This is a genomic window from Flavobacterium sp. 245 (genome assembly GCF_004362055.1).
Classification (GTDB): Bacteria; Bacteroidota; Bacteroidia; order Flavobacteriales; family Flavobacteriaceae; genus Flavobacterium.
The window spans coordinates 332,629-350,346 of record NZ_SNXB01000004.1 but is presented as its reverse complement, the minus strand read 5'-3'; the positions used below and the strand labels follow the sequence as shown (position 1 = coordinate 350,346).

At 33.8% G+C, this 17,718-nt stretch carries 10 protein-coding genes; 8 read left to right on the top strand and 2 right to left on the bottom strand.

Translation table 11 applies throughout. The features are described 5' to 3' along the window. Window positions 1–74 precede the first annotated feature (74 nt). The 8 genes from EV145_RS10270 (at window position 75) to secDF (ending at window position 15,915) form a co-directional block, all read left to right on the top strand. A complete protein-coding gene (locus EV145_RS10270) occupies window positions 75–1,826 on the top strand; it encodes a TonB-dependent receptor (protein WP_133525128.1) in 1,752 nt (583 codons plus the stop codon). Between the two features lie 165 nt (window positions 1,827–1,991). Next, on the top strand, window positions 1,992–2,441 hold the full coding sequence (locus tag EV145_RS10265) for a hypothetical protein (protein ID WP_133525127.1): 450 nt from the start codon (window positions 1,992–1,994) through the stop codon (window positions 2,439–2,441). 391 nt (window positions 2,442–2,832) lie between these two features. Beyond that, complete coding sequence (asnB, locus tag EV145_RS10260; protein ID WP_133525126.1) at window positions 2,833–4,509, top strand: asparagine synthase B; 1,677 nt, start codon at window positions 2,833–2,835, stop codon at window positions 4,507–4,509. 314 nt (window positions 4,510–4,823) lie between these two features. After that, a complete protein-coding gene (gene asnB / locus EV145_RS10255) occupies window positions 4,824–6,431 on the top strand; it encodes an asparagine synthase B (protein WP_133525125.1) in 1,608 nt (535 codons plus the stop codon). 207 nt (window positions 6,432–6,638) lie between these two features. Next, window positions 6,639–9,371, top strand: coding sequence for a M16 family metallopeptidase (locus EV145_RS10250; protein ID WP_133525124.1), 2,733 nt, complete (start codon window positions 6,639–6,641; stop codon window positions 9,369–9,371). A gap of 358 nt (window positions 9,372–9,729) precedes the next feature. After that, a complete protein-coding gene (gene gyrB, locus EV145_RS10245) occupies window positions 9,730–11,670 on the top strand; it encodes a DNA topoisomerase (ATP-hydrolyzing) subunit B (RefSeq protein ID WP_133525123.1) in 1,941 nt (646 codons plus the stop codon). A gap of 109 nt (window positions 11,671–11,779) precedes the next feature. Then, window positions 11,780–12,715, top strand: a complete 936-nt coding sequence (gene mdh / locus EV145_RS10240) for a malate dehydrogenase (RefSeq protein ID WP_133525122.1) — start codon at window positions 11,780–11,782, stop codon at window positions 12,713–12,715. Window positions 12,716–12,942: 227 nt separating this feature from the next. Continuing rightward, entirely contained in the window at window positions 12,943–15,915 is a 2,973-nt protein-coding gene (secDF, locus tag EV145_RS10235; RefSeq protein WP_133525121.1) for a protein translocase subunit SecDF, read from the top strand. 455 nt (window positions 15,916–16,370) lie between these two features. Here the strand turns inward: secDF and lgt are convergent, their stop codons facing one another. Both lgt and yidD read right to left on the bottom strand, forming a co-directional pair. Further along, window positions 16,371–17,303: a prolipoprotein diacylglyceryl transferase gene (lgt, locus tag EV145_RS10230; RefSeq protein WP_133525120.1), complete on the bottom strand. Its 933-nt coding sequence runs from the start codon at window positions 17,301–17,303 to the stop codon at window positions 16,371–16,373. Between the two features lie 66 nt (window positions 17,304–17,369). After that, window positions 17,370–17,618 (bottom strand): membrane protein insertion efficiency factor YidD, encoded by a 249-nt coding sequence (gene yidD, locus EV145_RS10225; protein WP_133525119.1) that lies wholly within the window; start codon window positions 17,616–17,618, stop codon window positions 17,370–17,372. Window positions 17,619–17,718: the final 100 nt, after the last annotated feature.

Below are 17,718 nucleotides of genomic sequence, written 5' to 3'. Positions count from 1 at the left end.
AGAGAAAAATTAGAAATGTGGAAGAAGTCTTTCTTCCTTTCTTCTTTCTTCTTTTCTCTAAAAAAGAAAGAAATATGAAAATTAAGTGCCGAAATAAAATCATCGTTTTACTAGTGTTGTTTGCCTGTCAGCTTTCGTTTTCTCAAAAGAAAAATGAAACTATTGGAACTGAAACGGTAAACGTAGTAAAACCTTATTCGCCAACAATATCAGATGCTTTTAAAGTGAAAGAAACTCCTTCGCTTGATGATTCTGGAAATCAGCCAAAAGAAACTATTAAATATAGTATTTTGTCGGTTCCAGTTGCATCGACTTTTACACCTTCAAAAGGAAATGCACAAGCTGTTGATAAATCTAAAAAAGAAAGATTATTCAATAATTACGCGACCTTGGGAGTTGGAAATTACGGAACATTAAATGCGGAATTATTCGTAACACAGGATTTGGGGAATAATGATTATATAGCTGGAATGCTTCGTCATCATTCCTCACAAGGCGGTATAAAAGATGTAAACTTGAATGATGAATTTTATGACACAGCCTTAAATGTTGGTTACGGAGTAATCAATCGCGATATGTCTTGGGGTGTTGATTTAGGTTATCAAAATCAATTGTACAATTGGTATGGTCTCCCAACTGATTTCGGAATGACTTTGCCACCAGATACACAGGAAGATTTGATAAGAGGAATTAACCCAAATCACTCTTATAATACAATTTCATTAGGCGGAAATGTTGCATTTAATGAAGGGATTTTTAGCAAAATTTCATCTCGTTTTACGCACTTTTCAGATAGTTTTTCATCTTCTGAAAATCGTTTTTACCTAAAACCGACTTTTAAAGTTGATGTGATGGATCAGTCAATAAACACAAATGTAATCGTAGATCATGTGAGCGGTTCTTTCGAGCATAATTATGCATATGACAATACTGAACCAGTGAAATATAGTTTAACTAATTTCGGGATTGAGCCAAGCTTTGTGATTCATGAAAATGATTGGACACTTGAATTAGGCGCTGGTTTATACTATGCTTTGGATTCTGAAAACAGCGGAAACAAGTTTTATATTTATCCAAAAGTAGATGCTTCGTATAAATTAGTAGGCGATTTGATGATTTTCTACACGGGTGTAAACGGAGGTTTAAATCAGAATTCTTATGCTGATTTTGTGACGGAAAACCCATTTTTATCGCCGACTTTAAATATGAGGCCGAGCAGTACGCAATACAATGTTTTTGCTGGATTAAAGGGTAAATTGGCAAATAATATCAGTTATAATTTGACAGGTTCATTCTTAAATGAAAAAGAAAAAGCACTGTTTAAAAGCAATGATTATACAGAAGATTTTTCAAACCAGAATTATGCTTTCGGGAACTCTTTTGGAGTGGTTTATGATGACGTAAGAACCTTGCGTTTTTATGGAGAATTAAAAGCTGATTTTTCTCAAAATGTTTCTTTCGGAATCAACGGAACTTTTAATAGTTATAAAACAGATGGTTTAGAAGCTTGGAACTTACCATCGATGAAAATAAGTTCAAATTTAGATGTAAATATTACCAAACAATGGTACGCGGGTCTGAATGTTTTCTTTGTGGGAGAACGTAAAGACATGCAGACTAATTTTGATGTTGCAACTATTGGCGTTCCAGTTACATTAAAAAGCTATTTTGATGCCAATGCGCATTTAGGATATAAATATAGTGAGCGCTTGACTTTTTTCTTAAAACTAAACAATATTGGAAATCAAGCTTACGAAAGATGGCTTAATTATCCTGTTCAGGGATTCCAGGTTTTAGTGGGAGGAAATTATAAATTCGACTTTTAGGTTTATTGTTATAAAGACATTAGGGCACAAAGTTTTATACAAGTGCCTTTTTTAGCCATGTTTTCATGAATTTTTTGGAGTAAATTCGTGAATTCATGGCTAATTTTTTTGCATCAACAAAAAACTTTGCACCTTTGTCACTTAGAACCTCAGTACCTTAAAAAAATGACTTTCAAACAAAAAATACATTCTCATTATTCACAAATGGTTCAGGACCGAATCGATGTTTTTAAAGACATGATATCGGGATTGACAGAAGATTCTAAAAACGATGCTAAAGGTTCTGCCGGCGACAAACACGAAACCGCTTTGTCGATGATGCATATCGAACAAGAAAAACTGACTAATAAATTAAAAGAAGCTATTGCTCAAAAAGCGATTTTAGATAAAATTGATTCTTCAAAAAATACAGAAAACATTATTTCTGGTAGTTTGGTAAAAGCGAACGGAATCTATTTATATGTAAGTGTAGCGCTTCCTAAAATTGCAATCGACGGTATAAATGTAATTGCACTTTCTCCACAATCTCCATTAGGAAATCATTTAATGGGAAATAAAGTCGGGTTTCAATTTGAGATTAATAAGACGCATTATACAATTCAAAGTGTTGAGTAGTCTATAATAGCTTTGTCAAAGTTTTTCACAATCTTGTTATTTCGATTTCTATGAGAAACTGAATGTGAATATCTAATGGTAAGATTGAACATAGAATAATTTCTGAACAGCTTTTTATGTTTTGTTTGTCAATCTTTCATGAATACTCGAATATCTCAAAATTTAATTCAAAGATTTCTTTAAAACATTAAATTTTACTCGCATTTCCTCTTCAAAATTGAAATTTTCAAGTTTAGACCTTTTTTTTGTGTTAAAATTTTACATTTTATATGTAAAATTAAAATTATGGTTTTAAATTATAACTGAAATAAGTATTTGTGTTTTTCAATTATAACCATTACCGCATCTTTGCCTTGTCAAATTAAAATTTACAAAATAAAAATATATAATTATGTGTGGAATCGTATGTGCCTTTGATCTAAAACAAAAAGCCGAAACCTTAAGACCTCAAGTATTAGAAATGTCTAAAATCATTCGTCACCGTGGACCAGACTGGAGCGGGATCTATAGTAATGATAAAGCAATTCTTTCTCATGAGCGTTTGGCTATTGTTGATCCAGCGTCGGGAAAACAACCTTTATTTACAGAAGATAAAAAGTTGGTTTTGGCAGCAAACGGTGAAATTTACAATCACAGAGATCTTCGCAAACAATTTGAAGGAAAATACAACTTTCAAACAGAAAGCGATTGCGAAGTTATTTTGGCACTTTATAAAGAAAAAGGACCTCATTTTGTTGATGAAATGAACGGAATCTTCGGATTTGCAATTTATGATGTTGATAAAGATGAGTATTTTGTTGCTCGTGACCATATGGGAATTATTCCATTATATATTGGTTGGGATCAGCATGGAACTTTTTATGTAGCATCAGAATTAAAAGCTTTAGAAGGATATTGTACAAAAATCGAATTATTTCCTCCAGGACATTATTTATCAAGTAAAGACGGCGAATTTGTACAATGGTACAAAAGAGACTGGGTTGATTATGATGCGGTTAAAGACAACGAAACAAGTATTCCTGAAATCAAAAAAGCACTTGAAGCTGCAGTTCACAGACAATTAATGAGTGACGTTCCTTACGGAGTTTTACTTTCAGGAGGTTTAGATTCTTCTATTACTTCGGCTGTAGCAAAAAAATATGCAAAAAACAGAATTGAGTCTGATGATACAACAGAAGCTTGGTATCCGCAATTGCACTCGTTTTCAGTTGGTTTAGAAGGTTCACCTGATTTAGCAGCTGCAAGAAAAGTGGCAGATCATATTGGAACCATCCACCACGAAATTAAATTTACTATTCAGGAAGGTTTAGATGCTGTTCGCGATGTAATTTACAACCTTGAAACATATGATGTAACTACAGTAAGAGCTTCAACTCCAATGTGGTTAATGGCAAGAGTTATCAAATCGATGGGAATCAAAATGGTACTTTCTGGTGAAGGTGCAGATGAGTTGTTTGGAGGATATTTATATTTCCACAAAGCGCCAAACGCTAGAGAATTTCACGAAGAAAACGTTCGTAAATTAAGTAAACTTCACATGTATGACTGTTTGCGCGCAAACAAAAGTTTAGCTGCATGGGGAATTGAGGGGCGTGTTCCTTTCTTAGATAAAGAATTTATGGATGTTGCCATGCGCATCAACCCACAGGATAAAATGATCAACAAAGAACACCCAATGGAAAAATGGGTTGTTCGTAAAGCTTTTGAAGAAATGCTACCAGAAAGTGTTGCATGGAGACAAAAGGAACAATTTTCTGACGGAGTTGGATACAGCTGGATTGATACTTTAAAAGAAGTTGTAGGAAGAGAAGTTTCGGATGAGCAATTAGCAAATGCGAAATATAAATTCCCATTACAGACACCAACTTCAAAAGAAGAGTACTATTACCGTTCAATTTTTACCGAACATTTTCCAAGTGATGCCGCTGCATTATGCGTGCCTCAAGAAGCAAGTGTTGCGTGCAGTACAAAAATCGCTTTAGAGTGGGATGAGGCTTTCAAAAACATGAATGATCCTTCAGGAAGAGCAGTAGCAAGTGTTCATGACGATGCTTACGTAAAAGCTTAAATAAGTTAATTTCTTAGAATTAGTATATATTTTTTTGAAAAACGTTCTCTTAATTGAGGACGTTTTTCTTGTCTTAAATTGTTAGATTATATGTTTTCAGATAGTTAAAAATAATTTAGGCAATAATTTGACTTTCTTTTTATATTTGACATTCGTCGAAATAAAGTTAAATGCCTGATATTATAATAGGATTATAAAGGAAAAGCAGAAAATAATATTTAGTTTTGCTGTAGATTATAAATTATAATCGTTTTTGCAGCTAATTGGCTTCATATAGTGAGTTTGAAGAAAATAATAAGTAAAAAAAATAGAATATGTCTGGATTATTAGCCGTAATAGGCAAAGGAAAAGACCCAAAACTTGTACAAGAGCTTTCAGCAAGAATGTCTCATCGCGGACCAGATGAAAGTGATTTGCACATTATGGATAACGGAAGTGTGCTTTGCCATGAAAGTTTATCAATTGTTGACTTAAAAACAGGCAAGCAGCCTATTCAAGGAACAAATAGAGCGTGGATGATTCATGATGGTGAGATCTACAATTATGAAGAATTAAAAAGTACGATTTTAAAAGATCATACATTCAGAACCAATTCAGATTCAGAAGTGATTGTTCATTTGTATGAAGAATTTGGATATAATTTCTGTAATAAACTTGATGGAGATTTTGCTTTCGTAGTAATCGATGGAGACGATTATATTGCAGGCAGAGACCCAATTGGAGTGAAGCCATTATATTATGGACTTGACGAAAGAGGAAGAATTTATTTTTCATCTGAAATGAAATCAATTGCAGACCAATGCAAATCGTTTTCAACTTTTCCTCCAGGACATTATTATACTGCTAAAACTGGTTTTGTAAAATATTATCAGCCAGAATGCGAGGATCATAAAAAAGCAGTAGAAAATCTGGATTTAGGCTTAATTCGTGAGAGTTTAATTGAGGCAACTCGCAAGCGTTTATTGAGCAATGTTCCCTTAGGAGCTGTATTGTCTGGAGGTTTGGACACTTCATTGATTTCATCTATTACTTCAAGACTTTTGAAAGAAAACGGACAAAAGCTACATTCATTTTCGATTGGTTTAAATGCTGATGCGCCTGATAATATTGCGGCAAGAAAAGCAGCGGCGTTTTTAGGGACCGAACATCATGAAATTCATTTTTCGGTTGAAGAAGGTGTTAAAGTATTGGAACAAGTAATTTATCATATTGAAACGTATGATATTATTTCAGTACGATCTGGTGTGCCAATGTATTTGTTGTCAAAGGCAATTGCAGATGCAGGAATAAAAGTTGTTCTTTCGGGTGAAGGTGCAGATGAGATTTTTGGTGGGCATTTATATTTTAGAAACGCTCCCTCTACAGAAGCATTTCAGGATGAAACTATAGAAAGAGTGCAAAAACTCTTTACTGCAGATTTGTTGCGTGTTGATAAAACAACAATGGCGCATGGTTTAGAAGCTAGAGTTCCATTTTTAGATACTTCGTTTTTAGATGTTGCAATTCGAATCAAACCGGAAGAGAAACAACCAAAAACATATGATGGCATCGAGAAATATATTTTAAGAAAAGCGTTCGATACGCCAGAAGATCCGTATTTGCCGTCAGAAGTTTTATGGCGTCAAAAAGAGCAGTTTTCTGATGGAGTAGGATACAAATGGGTGGATGAATTGATTGAATATTGTGCTTCGCAAATAACAGATGAACAGCTGGCTGGTGCAAGTGCAGAATTTCCATATAATTCTCCAACAACAAAAGAAGCTTATTTATACAGAAGTATTTTTCACAAATATTATCCTCAGGTAAGTGCTGCGCACACAGTGCGTAAATGGATTCCGAAATGGCAGGATAATCTTGATCCGAGTGGAAGAGCCAATGCTGCGCACGTAAAAGCACCAGGCGTTGAGCTTTCAAAATCTTGAATTGCATTTTAAATAAAGTTTTTCAAAACTATACATCATACAAACCGAGACAGCATTTTAATGCAGTTTCGGTTTTTTTTATTCTGAATTTAATATTTTACGGAATGCCGTAAAATATTAAAAGTAAGTTAATAAGGATTTTCTGTTTAAGAAAAATATTATATTTGATTACCAAGAATAATATAAATTCAAACCATTTATCAATTTATGAGAAACTTATTACTAAGCGGAATTTTATGCTGCTCGTTAATTTCTATTAGCTCAGTTTATGCACAAAAATCGGAGGTGCCAAAATTTATTACAAATGTCGAAGGCGTCAAAGAATATTCTTTACAAAATGGATTAAAAGTTCTTTTGATTCCAGATGCTTCACAAAGCAACATGGTGGTCAATATTGTTTACAATGTAGGTTCGAGAAATGAGGGTTATGGTGAGAAAGGAATGGCACATTTGCTGGAACATATGCTTTTTAAAAGCACCAAGAATCTAGGAGATATTAAAAAAATGCTTTCAGATAAAGGAGGGAATGCCAACGGAACTACTTGGCTTGACCGAACAAATTATTATGAAGTTTTTCCATCAAATGATGAAAATCTGAAATGGAGTATTCAAATGGAAGCAGACAGAATGATAAACGCGACGATTCTGCAAACCGATCTTGACAAGGAATTTTCAGTTGTGAGAAATGAGTTTGAAATAGGAGAAAATAATCCGGATCGTGTTTTACAGGAAAGAATCGTTTCTACAGCTTATTTATGGCATAATTACGGAAATAGCACTATTGGAAGTAAAGAAGATATCGAACGTGTAAAAGCAAATACGCTTAGAGTTTTTTATGAAAAGTACTATCAACCAGACAATGCAACGCTAATTGTTGCTGGTAAATTTGATGAACAAAAAGCACTACAATATGTTGGTCAGTATTTTGGAGCTGTTCCAAGACCTAAAAGAGTTTTAGATAAAACCTATACAATTGAGCCTGCACAAGATGGTGAAAAATTTGTAGAGTTAAAAAGAGCGGGGGAAAGCAAAAATATAGGAGCATTGTATCATACAGTTTCTTATGCTGATAAAGATTATGCTGCACTAGATGCTTTGGGAGAAATTTTAACCGCAGATCCATCAGGATATTTATATAAATCATTGGTTGAAACTCAAAAAGTGTCTAGCTTGTATTTTTGGCAACCAACAGTGAGAGACGCGAGTTATATGTATTTTGGATTTAATGTAGCCAATGATAAAGATATTAAGGCAACACAAGATATTGTACGAGCGGAGTTGGATAAGATTATCACAACAAAATACACTGATCAAGATGTAAGCAGAGCTCAGGCGAAAATAATTAAACAAATTGATGGAATTAAAAATAACACGATTTCATTTGCAATCAACTTGACTGAAATTATAGGTTCTGGAGATTATAGATTGGGGTATTTGTACCGTGATGCTGTTGAAAAATTAACTAAAGAAGATATTCAGCGCGTTGCAGAAAAGTACTTTAGAAGCAATAATAGAACAGTAGGTATTTTTATTCCATCAAAAGACGAACAAAGATTAAAACCAGTAGAATATACAGATGAGCAAATTGTTGCAATAACGAAAGATTATAAAGGAAAAGCTTTAGAAAAAGAAGTTGCAGCTTTTGAAGCATCGATTAAGAATTTAAAACAAAATTTGACAGAAGGAAAGCTAACAAATGGCGTAAAATATGGCTTGATTAAAAAAGAAATTAAAGGCGGAAAAGTGCAGGCTAATTTTAGTTTTCCGGTTAGTAATGAAAAAGATCTTGCTGGAAAATCAGATATTGGTGGCATTATGGCGCAATTGCTGAAAACAGGAACAACTACAAGAAGCAAGGAGCAAATTCAAGATCGTTTAGATCAATTGAAATCAAGCGTTTATTTCAATTTTGATCATCAAACTTTGTCTGTTTATGTAAATACTTATAAAGATAGTTTCAAAGAGGTTATGGGCATATTAGAAGATGTGCTTCTTAATTCAACTTTTCCGCAAAATGAATTGACTAAAACAATAGCAGAATATAATACTTATTTGGAAGGAAACTTAAATGATCCACAATCTATTGCTTTTACAGAAATTGCTAGACAAACGACAAAATATCCAAAAGGCAGTATTTTTTACACGTCGACTACACAGGAAGAAATAGATGCTTTTAAAAGTATAAAACAATCTGAAATTGTAGATTTCTACAAAAACATCCTAGGCGGAAATAACGGTATTGGAAGCGTAGTTGGAGATTTAGATGTAAAATCAACTGGAGAAATTCTGCAAAGTACATTCGGGAAATGGAATTCTAAATCTAAATATGAACGTGCTGTTCCAACTTATTTTGAAACACAAAAATTAGATAAAGATATTATTACTCCAGACAAGGAAAATGCAGTTGCAGTAGGAAGAGTCAATTTTAAAATGGACACGAAAAATGCAGACTACCCGGCGTTTGTTATGGCAAATGAAATCTTAGGAAGTGGTGGTTTTTTAAGTGCGAGAATTCCAATGAGATTAAGAGAAAAAGATGGAATAAGTTATGGAGCAGGCTCTTTTGTTACTATTCCAATTTCAAATGATATTGCGTCATGGAGTTATTATGCCTTTTTAAATCCAACGAAAAAAAATGCAGTTGAATCGGCAGCGAAAGAAGAAATTGCAAAAGCATTAAAAGATGGATTTACTGCAGAAGAGTTAAAATCGAATTTGGTAAGCTGGCAGAATGAAAGAAAAACCAGTTTAGGTAATGATAATACTTTGATGAGACTTGTAAATACCTATTTGCAATATGGAGTTCCACTTGAAGATTATGATGATCTAGAAAATAAAGTTAAAGGGCTTAAAGTTGAAGAAGTTAATACTGTTTTGAGAAAATACTTGAGCTTAGATAAAATGACTTCAATTTACGCGGGAGATTTCAATAAAAAATGATAAAAGCGTAAAATTGCAATTTTTCTAAATTCAAATTTGGAATTAAAATATAAAAAGCCAAAATGCATTCAAAAATGTAGTTTTGGCTTTTTTTTATAAAGTATAAAATCCAATTTTGGAGTTTGATATTTTACAAATTGGAATTTTAGAAGAGCTGATTTTTTACGGCATTCCTATTTTTGGAATTTAGAATTTAGGGAAATTAGAATTTGAACCTTCTTTTAGGATTATTTTTTGGTTTTTCAGACAATTGTGTTAATAACTTAAGCGCTTTAAATAGTATTTTAACGGATATATAATTTGCGTTTTTATATATTTGCGTGTTAGACAATAATTACATTTTTTTAGAATAAATTATATGAGCGAAGAAATCAAGAAGAACAATTATTCAGCAGATAGTATTCAGGCATTAGAAGGAATGGAGCACGTAAGAATGCGTCCATCGATGTATATTGGAGATGTGGGGGTTCGAGGGCTTCATCATTTGGTTTATGAAGTTGTTGACAACTCTATTGATGAGGCGATGGGAGGTCATTGCGACACTATTGGAGTTGCTATAAATGAAGACGGTTCAGTAACTGTTGAGGACAACGGTCGTGGTATTCCTGTAGATTTACATAAAAAAGAAGGCGTTTCTGCACTTGAGGTAGTAATGACTAAAATTGGTGCCGGAGGTAAATTTGATAAAGATTCTTATAAAGTTTCTGGAGGTTTGCACGGTGTTGGGGTTTCGGTTGTAAACGCACTTTCGGTTCATATGAAATCGACTGTTTTTAGAGATGGAAAAATCTATGAGCAGGAATATGAAAGAGGAAAATCATTATATCCGGTAAAACAAATCGGAGAAACAGATAAAAGAGGTACGCGTCAGACTTTCTATCCTGATAATACCATCTTTACACAGACTACAGAGTTTTCATACGATACTTTATCTGCTCGTATGCGTGAGCTTTCTTTCTTAAACAAAGGAATCACAATTACGTTTACAGACAAAAGAGAAGTGGATGAAAAAGGGGAATTCAAAAGTGAAGTTTTCCATTCTGATGAAGGATTAAAAGAATATATCCGTTATTTAGATGGTAATCGTGAGCCAATTATTTCTCATGTAATCAGTATGGATCACGAAAAAGGTGAGATTCCAGTTGAAGTTGCCTTGATTTATAATACAAGTTATACAGAAAATATTTTTTCTTACGTAAATAATATCAATACACACGAAGGAGGAACGCATTTGCAAGGTTTTAGAAGCGGTTTGACAAGAACGCTTAAAAAATACGCCGATGCTTCTGGAATGTTGGATAAACTGAAATTTGAAATTTCAGGAGATGATTTCCGTGAAGGTTTAACAGCTATTATTTCTGTAAAAGTAGCGGAGCCTCAATTTGAAGGACAGACAAAAACAAAGCTTGGAAATAGGGAAGTAGTTTCTCCGGTTTCTCAGGCAGTTGGAGAAATGTTAGAAAATTATTTGGAAGAAAATCCAAATGATGCCCGTATTATTATTCAGAAAGTAATCCTAGCTGCGCAAGCTCGTCACGCTGCAAAAAAAGCACGTGAAATGGTACAGCGCAAAACCGTTATGGGCGGTGGCGGATTGCCAGGGAAATTATCAGATTGTTCTGAGCAGGATCCAGCAAGATGTGAGGTTTACCTAGTCGAGGGAGATTCGGCAGGTGGAACTGCAAAACAAGGTCGTGATCGTAACTTCCAAGCAATTTTGCCATTACGAGGTAAGATCTTGAACGTTGAAAAAGCGATGCACCACAAAGTATTCGAAAACGAAGAGATCAGAAATATTTTTACCGCTTTAGGAGTAACAGTTGGTACAGCAGAAGACAGTAAAGCGCTTAATATTGAAAAACTAAGATATCATAAGGTAATCATCATGTGTGATGCCGATGTCGATGGTAGTCACATTTCTACCTTAATATTAACGTTCTTTTTCCGTTTCATGAAAGAACTTATTGAAGAAGGACACGTGTATATTGCTGCGCCACCTTTGTATATGGTGAAAAAAGGAAACAAAAAAGAATATGCATGGAACGATGTGCAACGTGATCAGGCAAATGAAAGAATGGGCGGAAGTGCAAATATCCAGCGTTATAAAGGTCTTGGAGAGATGAATGCAGAGCAATTATGGGAAACCACAATGGATCCTTCATTTAGAACTTTACGTCAAGTAACTATTGATAGTCTTGCTGAAGCTGATCGTGTTTTCTCTATGTTAATGGGTGACGAAGTGCCGCCTCGTAGAGAATTTATCGAGAAAAATGCGGTTTACGCAAATATTGACGCATAAAATGAAAAATTAATAATTCCAATTCGTTTAATTGTTTAAATTTACTAGACAATTAAGCGAATTGTCTGTTTAAGGAATAGACAAATTAATAACCGATAAAGTATAAAATATGAAAGTTACCATTGTAGGAGCAGGAAATGTTGGAGCTACATGTGCAGATGCTATTTCTTATAGAGGAATTGCAAGTGAAGTAGTGCTGTTGGATATTAAAGAAGGTTTTGCCGAAGGTAAAGCGTTGGATATTATGCAATGTGCCACAAACACGGGTTTTAATACCAAAGTTTCTGGTGTTACCAACGATTATTCTAAAACTGCTGGAAGTGATGTAGTAGTAATTACATCTGGAATTCCAAGAAAACCAGGAATGACTAGGGAAGAATTAATAGGTATAAATGCAGGAATTGTAAAAACAGTTGCTGAAAACGTGCTTAAATACTCTCCTGATACTATAATTGTTGTTGTTTCAAATCCTATGGATACAATGACTTACTTAGCTTTAAAAGCGACAGGCTTGCCAAAAAACAGAATAATAGGTATGGGAGGTGCGTTAGACAGCTCGCGTTTTAGAACTTATCTTTCTCTGGCATTGGATAAACCTGCAAATGATATCTCTGCAATGGTAATTGGAGGACATGGCGATACAACTATGATTCCATTAACACGCTTAGCATCTTATAACGGAATACCTGTATCGCAATTTCTTTCAGAAGAAGTGCTTCAAAAAGTTGCAGCTGATACAATGGTAGGTGGAGCAACTCTAACTGGTTTGCTAGGAACGTCAGCGTGGTATGCTCCAGGAGCTTCTGTGGCGTATTTAGTGGATAGTATTTTGAATGATCAGAAAAAAATGATTGCATGTTCTGTTTTCGTTGAAGGCGAGTATGGGCAGAGCGACATATGTATTGGAGTGCCGTGTATAATTGGTAAAAATGGCGTTGAAGAAATTGTAGATATAAATTTAAATGACCAAGAAAAGGCGTTATTTTCGAAAAGTGCCGATGCAGTTCGTAACATGAATGATGCTCTAAAGTCGATTTTAGTATAATAAAAACAGTAAAAAAAAGAAAAGGCTGCACTTTTGCAGTCTTTTTTTTGAGATTAATTAATAAATAAATTGCTTAATCATTTCGAGAATTATATATTTGCTCGGTTTAAAAAAAATGTTGTAATTCGTGATCTCGATTTTTTAGTTTTAAAATCTCATGTCAGGGCTTATTTTAGGGAATTTAGAACCAAAAACAAACAATAAAACATAATTAATTTTTAGTAATAATGCAGAATAAAGGACTTATTAAATTTTTCGCAATTCTATTTGCATTGGTAAGTATTTACCAACTTTCATTCACTTTTGTGGCAAATAATGTCAAAGGTGAGGCTAAAGCTTTTGCAGGAGATAATCCTGATAAAGAGCTAAAATATTTAGATTCTATTGGTAAAGAGAAAGTATTTGATCTTGGTTTTACGGATTATACTTACAATGAAGTAAAAAACAAACAGCTAAATAAAGGTCTTGACTTAGAAGGAGGAATCAACGTGATTCTTCAAATCTCTGTTAAAGACGTTTTAAAAGGTTTAGCAAATAATTCTAAAAATCCAGTATTTAATAAATCATTAGCTGATGCAACTGCAAATTTAGAAGGAAACAAAACGTATTTAAATAAGTTCTTTGAAGCTTTTGAAGCAAATTCAAACGGAACTACAAAATTAGCTTCTCCAGATATCTTTGCAAACAAAAGTATGCAAGGTGAAGGCGGAATCGATTTTAAGATGTCTGATTCTGAAGCTCAAAAAGTAATTAAAAGAAAAGTTGCTGAATCTATCGAAAGTGCTTACAAAGTATTAAGAGAGCGTATCGACAAATTTGGTGTTACACAGCCAAATATTCAAAAATTAGGAGAGACAGGAAGAATCTTAGTTGAACTTCCAGGTGCTAAGGATGTTGATAGAATCAAAAAATTATTAGGAGGAAAAGCTCAATTAGAGTTTTGGGAAACTTATAAAATTGAAGAAATCGGAAACTTCTTAGTAGCTTCTAATGAGGCTTTGAAAAAGACTGAAGTTAAAACAACAGAAACTAAAACTGTTGCTAAAGATTCATTGAATGCTTTATTGACTGATGCTAAAGATTCTGTTGATACTAAAAAAGGAAACAATCCATTGTTTGACAAAATGATTGGTCAAGGTGGTGGACCGGTTTTAGGGTACTTTGCTCCTAAAGATACTGCAACAGTTAATGCATATTTCAAAAGACCAGATATCAGAGTTTTATTGGCTGCTGACCAACACAATGCAAAATTTGTTTGGAGTAAACCAACGACATTAAAAGATGCTAAAGGAAAAGAAGTTGAAGCAGTTGAATTATATGCTTTAAAAGGTAACAGAGATAACGTTCCTGCAATGAGCGGTGGTGTTGTAACTGATGCAAAAGATACTTTTGATCAATTAGGTAAGCCAGCTGTTTCTATGCAAATGAACAGCCAAGGTGCTAAAGTTTGGGAAGAATTGACAGGAAGAGCTTTCAACCAAAAAGGTTATATTGCTATTGTTTTAGATGATATTGTTTACTCTGCTCCTGGAGTTACAAGTGGACCAATTGCTGGTGGAAGATCTGAAATTACAGGATCTTTTGATGTAGCTGAAACTAAAGATTTAGCTAACGTTTTAAACGCAGGTAAATTACCAGCTTCTGCAGATATTATTCAGTCAACTGTTGTTGGACCATCTTTAGGTCAGGCTGCAATTGATGCTGGAACTATCTCATCTGTATTAGGATTTTTATTAGTTTGTTTATGGATGGTATTCTATTATGGTAAAGCTGGCTGGTACGCTAACCTTGCTTTGTTATTGAACTTACTATTCTTATTCGGAATTATGGCAAGTTTTGGTTTTGTATTGACATTGCCTGGTATTGCTGGTATCGTATTAACATTAGGTACTGCGGTAGATGCGAACATTATTATATTTGAAAGAGCAAAAGAGGAACTGCGTGAAGGTAAATCATTGTCAGAAGCTGTTGTGGCTTCTTACGGATGGCACGGTGCAATGCGTTCTATTATTGACGCTAACGTTACACACGTTTTAACTGGAGCAATCTTGTTTATCTTTGGAACAGGACCAATTAAAGGTTTTGCTTTGACATTATTAATTGGTATTGTAACTTCATTGTTTACATCAATTTTTATTGCTAGAATTTTTATCGACAGAAATATTGCTGGAAAAGGTGATTTAACTTTCTCTACAAACATTACTAAAAACTGGTTTACTAATTTCCACTTTGACTTTATTAAAATCAAAAAATTCACTTATATCTTCTCTTCAATTGTAGTTGTTGTGAGTTTAGTTTCTATCTTCTTCGTTAACGGATTAGATGAAGGTGTTGATTTTGTTGGAGGTAGAACTTTCCAAGTTAAATTTGAAAAACCGGTTGATGCTACAGTAATTTCAGATGAATTATCTGCTGCTTTTGGAACTCCTGTTGAGGCTAAAGTTTTAGGTGATGATGATCAGTTGAAAATTACAACTAAATACAAAATTAAAGAAGATGGCGTAGCTGTCGATGAGGAAGTAAACCAAAAGTTATATCAAGCTTTACATAAGTATTACCCAAATACTACTTATGATAAATTCATCAACTCTTTTGATGGTAAAAAAGTTGGGGTTTTACAAGCTTCTAAAGTTGGAGCTTCAATCTCTGAGGATATCAAAACTAACTCTTACTGGGCAGTTCTTGGTGCTATGGCTGTTATTTTCTTATACTTAATGATTTCTTTCCGTAAATGGCAATATTCATTAGGTGCGATTGCTGCTGTTGCGCACGACGTTATCTTTGTATTAGGAATCTATTCATTATGCTATAAATTCATGCCATTCCATATGGAAATGGATCAGCACTTTATCGCGGCAATCCTTACGGTAATTGGATACTCTATGAACGATACTGTAATTGTATTTGACAGAATTAGAGAGTTTATCATTGGAAACCGTAAAGGAAGTTTTGAAGATATCGTAAATGCTTCTATTAATACTACATTATCTAGAACGTTGAATACGTCATTAATGATGATCATTGTATTATTGACGATGTTTATTTTTGGTGGAGAATCAATCAGAGGATTTATCTTTGCGATGTTAATTGGTATCGTTGTAGGAACTTATTCTTCATTATTCATCGCTACGCCAGTATTGGTTGACACGATTTCTAAAGATGATAAGCATACAATCGAAGACAAACATAATAAGGCTTAATTAAACCTTAGTTTATATAAAAAAAGATCCAGTGAAAACTGGATCTTTTTTTTGCGCTTTTTTGGTTTGATCTATATTTTTTAAAGTTCTAATAAAATCAGTAAATCTATTTAGCTTAGTATTTTTTCTCTGTATTGATTTGTGATAATAGGGGCGTAAAAGGTTGTTCTGCGGTCTTGCTAAAACATCTTTTAAAAACAAAAGTATCTAGTCTAGCCCCGATGGAAGCGATATCCTTTTTACTGCTTCTTTAGCAGGAAAAAGATATAGCGTACAGCGGGACGAGTGCTGTTTTGAAAATTAGGCTTCTGCTTCAAATAAAATAAATAATAAGTATCAGTAAAAAAGAGCTTTCATGGGGATTCAATAATAGTCGTAATTTTTAGGAAATAGGAGATATAAAAAAGTCCAATACATTTTTTGTATTGGACTTTAAAACTTTATGAATTATCTTTTTAAGACGTGGCTAATGGATTTCTTTGCGCTCTAATGACAAAGAAAAGGCCTACAATGATAAAAGGTATGCTTAACCATTGTCCGGTTGAGAAATAGCCTAAATCGCTTTCAAAACCGCCTTGACTTTCTTTTACAAATTCAACTATAAAGCGAACAACAAATAAAAGCACTAAAAATAATCCGAATAAGTATCCAGATTTAAGTCTTGCGTTTGTTTTCCAGTATAAGAAGTATAAAATAGCAAATACGAAAATATAACAGAATGCTTCGTATAATTGTGTTGGATGTTTTGCTGGAACCAGAGCTAATAAATCGGCAAATTTTGGATCATGAGCGATTGCGCTGTATGCTTCTGATGGGTTTTCAATTCCGGTTTTTTGTGCCGCTTCATTTTTACTGAATGTATCATGTAAAAAACGAATTCCGAATGCAGATGTTGTTTCGTGTCCGATAATTTCAGAATTGAAAAAGTTTCCTAAACGAACAAAAATGGCGCCACTTGCAACCGGAATAACGACACGGTCTAAAATCCATAATAAAGGACGCTTTAAAACTTTTTTGCTGTAAAAATACATTGCCACAATAATTGAAATTGCGGCTCCGTGACTTGCTAACCCTTGAAATCCTGTGAATTCAAATTTTGGTTCAAATCTGAAAGGCAAGAAGATTTCAAGTAAATGATTTCTAAAATATTCCCAGTCATAAAAGAAAACATGTCCTAGGCGTGCGCCTGCTAAAGTGGCTAAAACGGTCCAAACAAATAGGGAATCTAGTTTGTCAAGAGATTCATTTTCACGTTCAAAAATCTTTTTCATTAGGAACCATCCCAAACCAAAAGCAATTACGAACATTAAACTGTAATAACGAATCATAAAAAATCCCAGATCTATTCCTTCAGAAGGATTCCAAACCAAGTTTAAGGCGTGTGTCATGTAGTATTGTGTTTTTTATTAATTGTAAAAATAAATATTTAAAATAGAGCTCCTCTTTATAAAAAGTTAATGTTTGTGTGAACATTTCTTTTCTGGAACGGGGTCATAACCGGTTCTTCCCCACGGATGGCAACTTAAAATACGTTTCATTCCTAAATATCCTCCGTAAAATAATCCGTGTGTTTGCAATGCCTGAATCATATAAGTAGAACATGTTGGTTCGAATCTGCATGATGAAGGTGTAAAAGGTGAAATCGCAGTTTGGTAAAAGCGCACAAGCATTACAAATGGGTATATTAGAATTTTTGAAAACATACTATTTAGTGATCAGTGTTCAGTTTTTTAGTATTCATTTTAACTTGCAGTTCAAAATCCAAACCTTCTTTGTTAGTAACCAGTGGTCAATTTTTTAGCT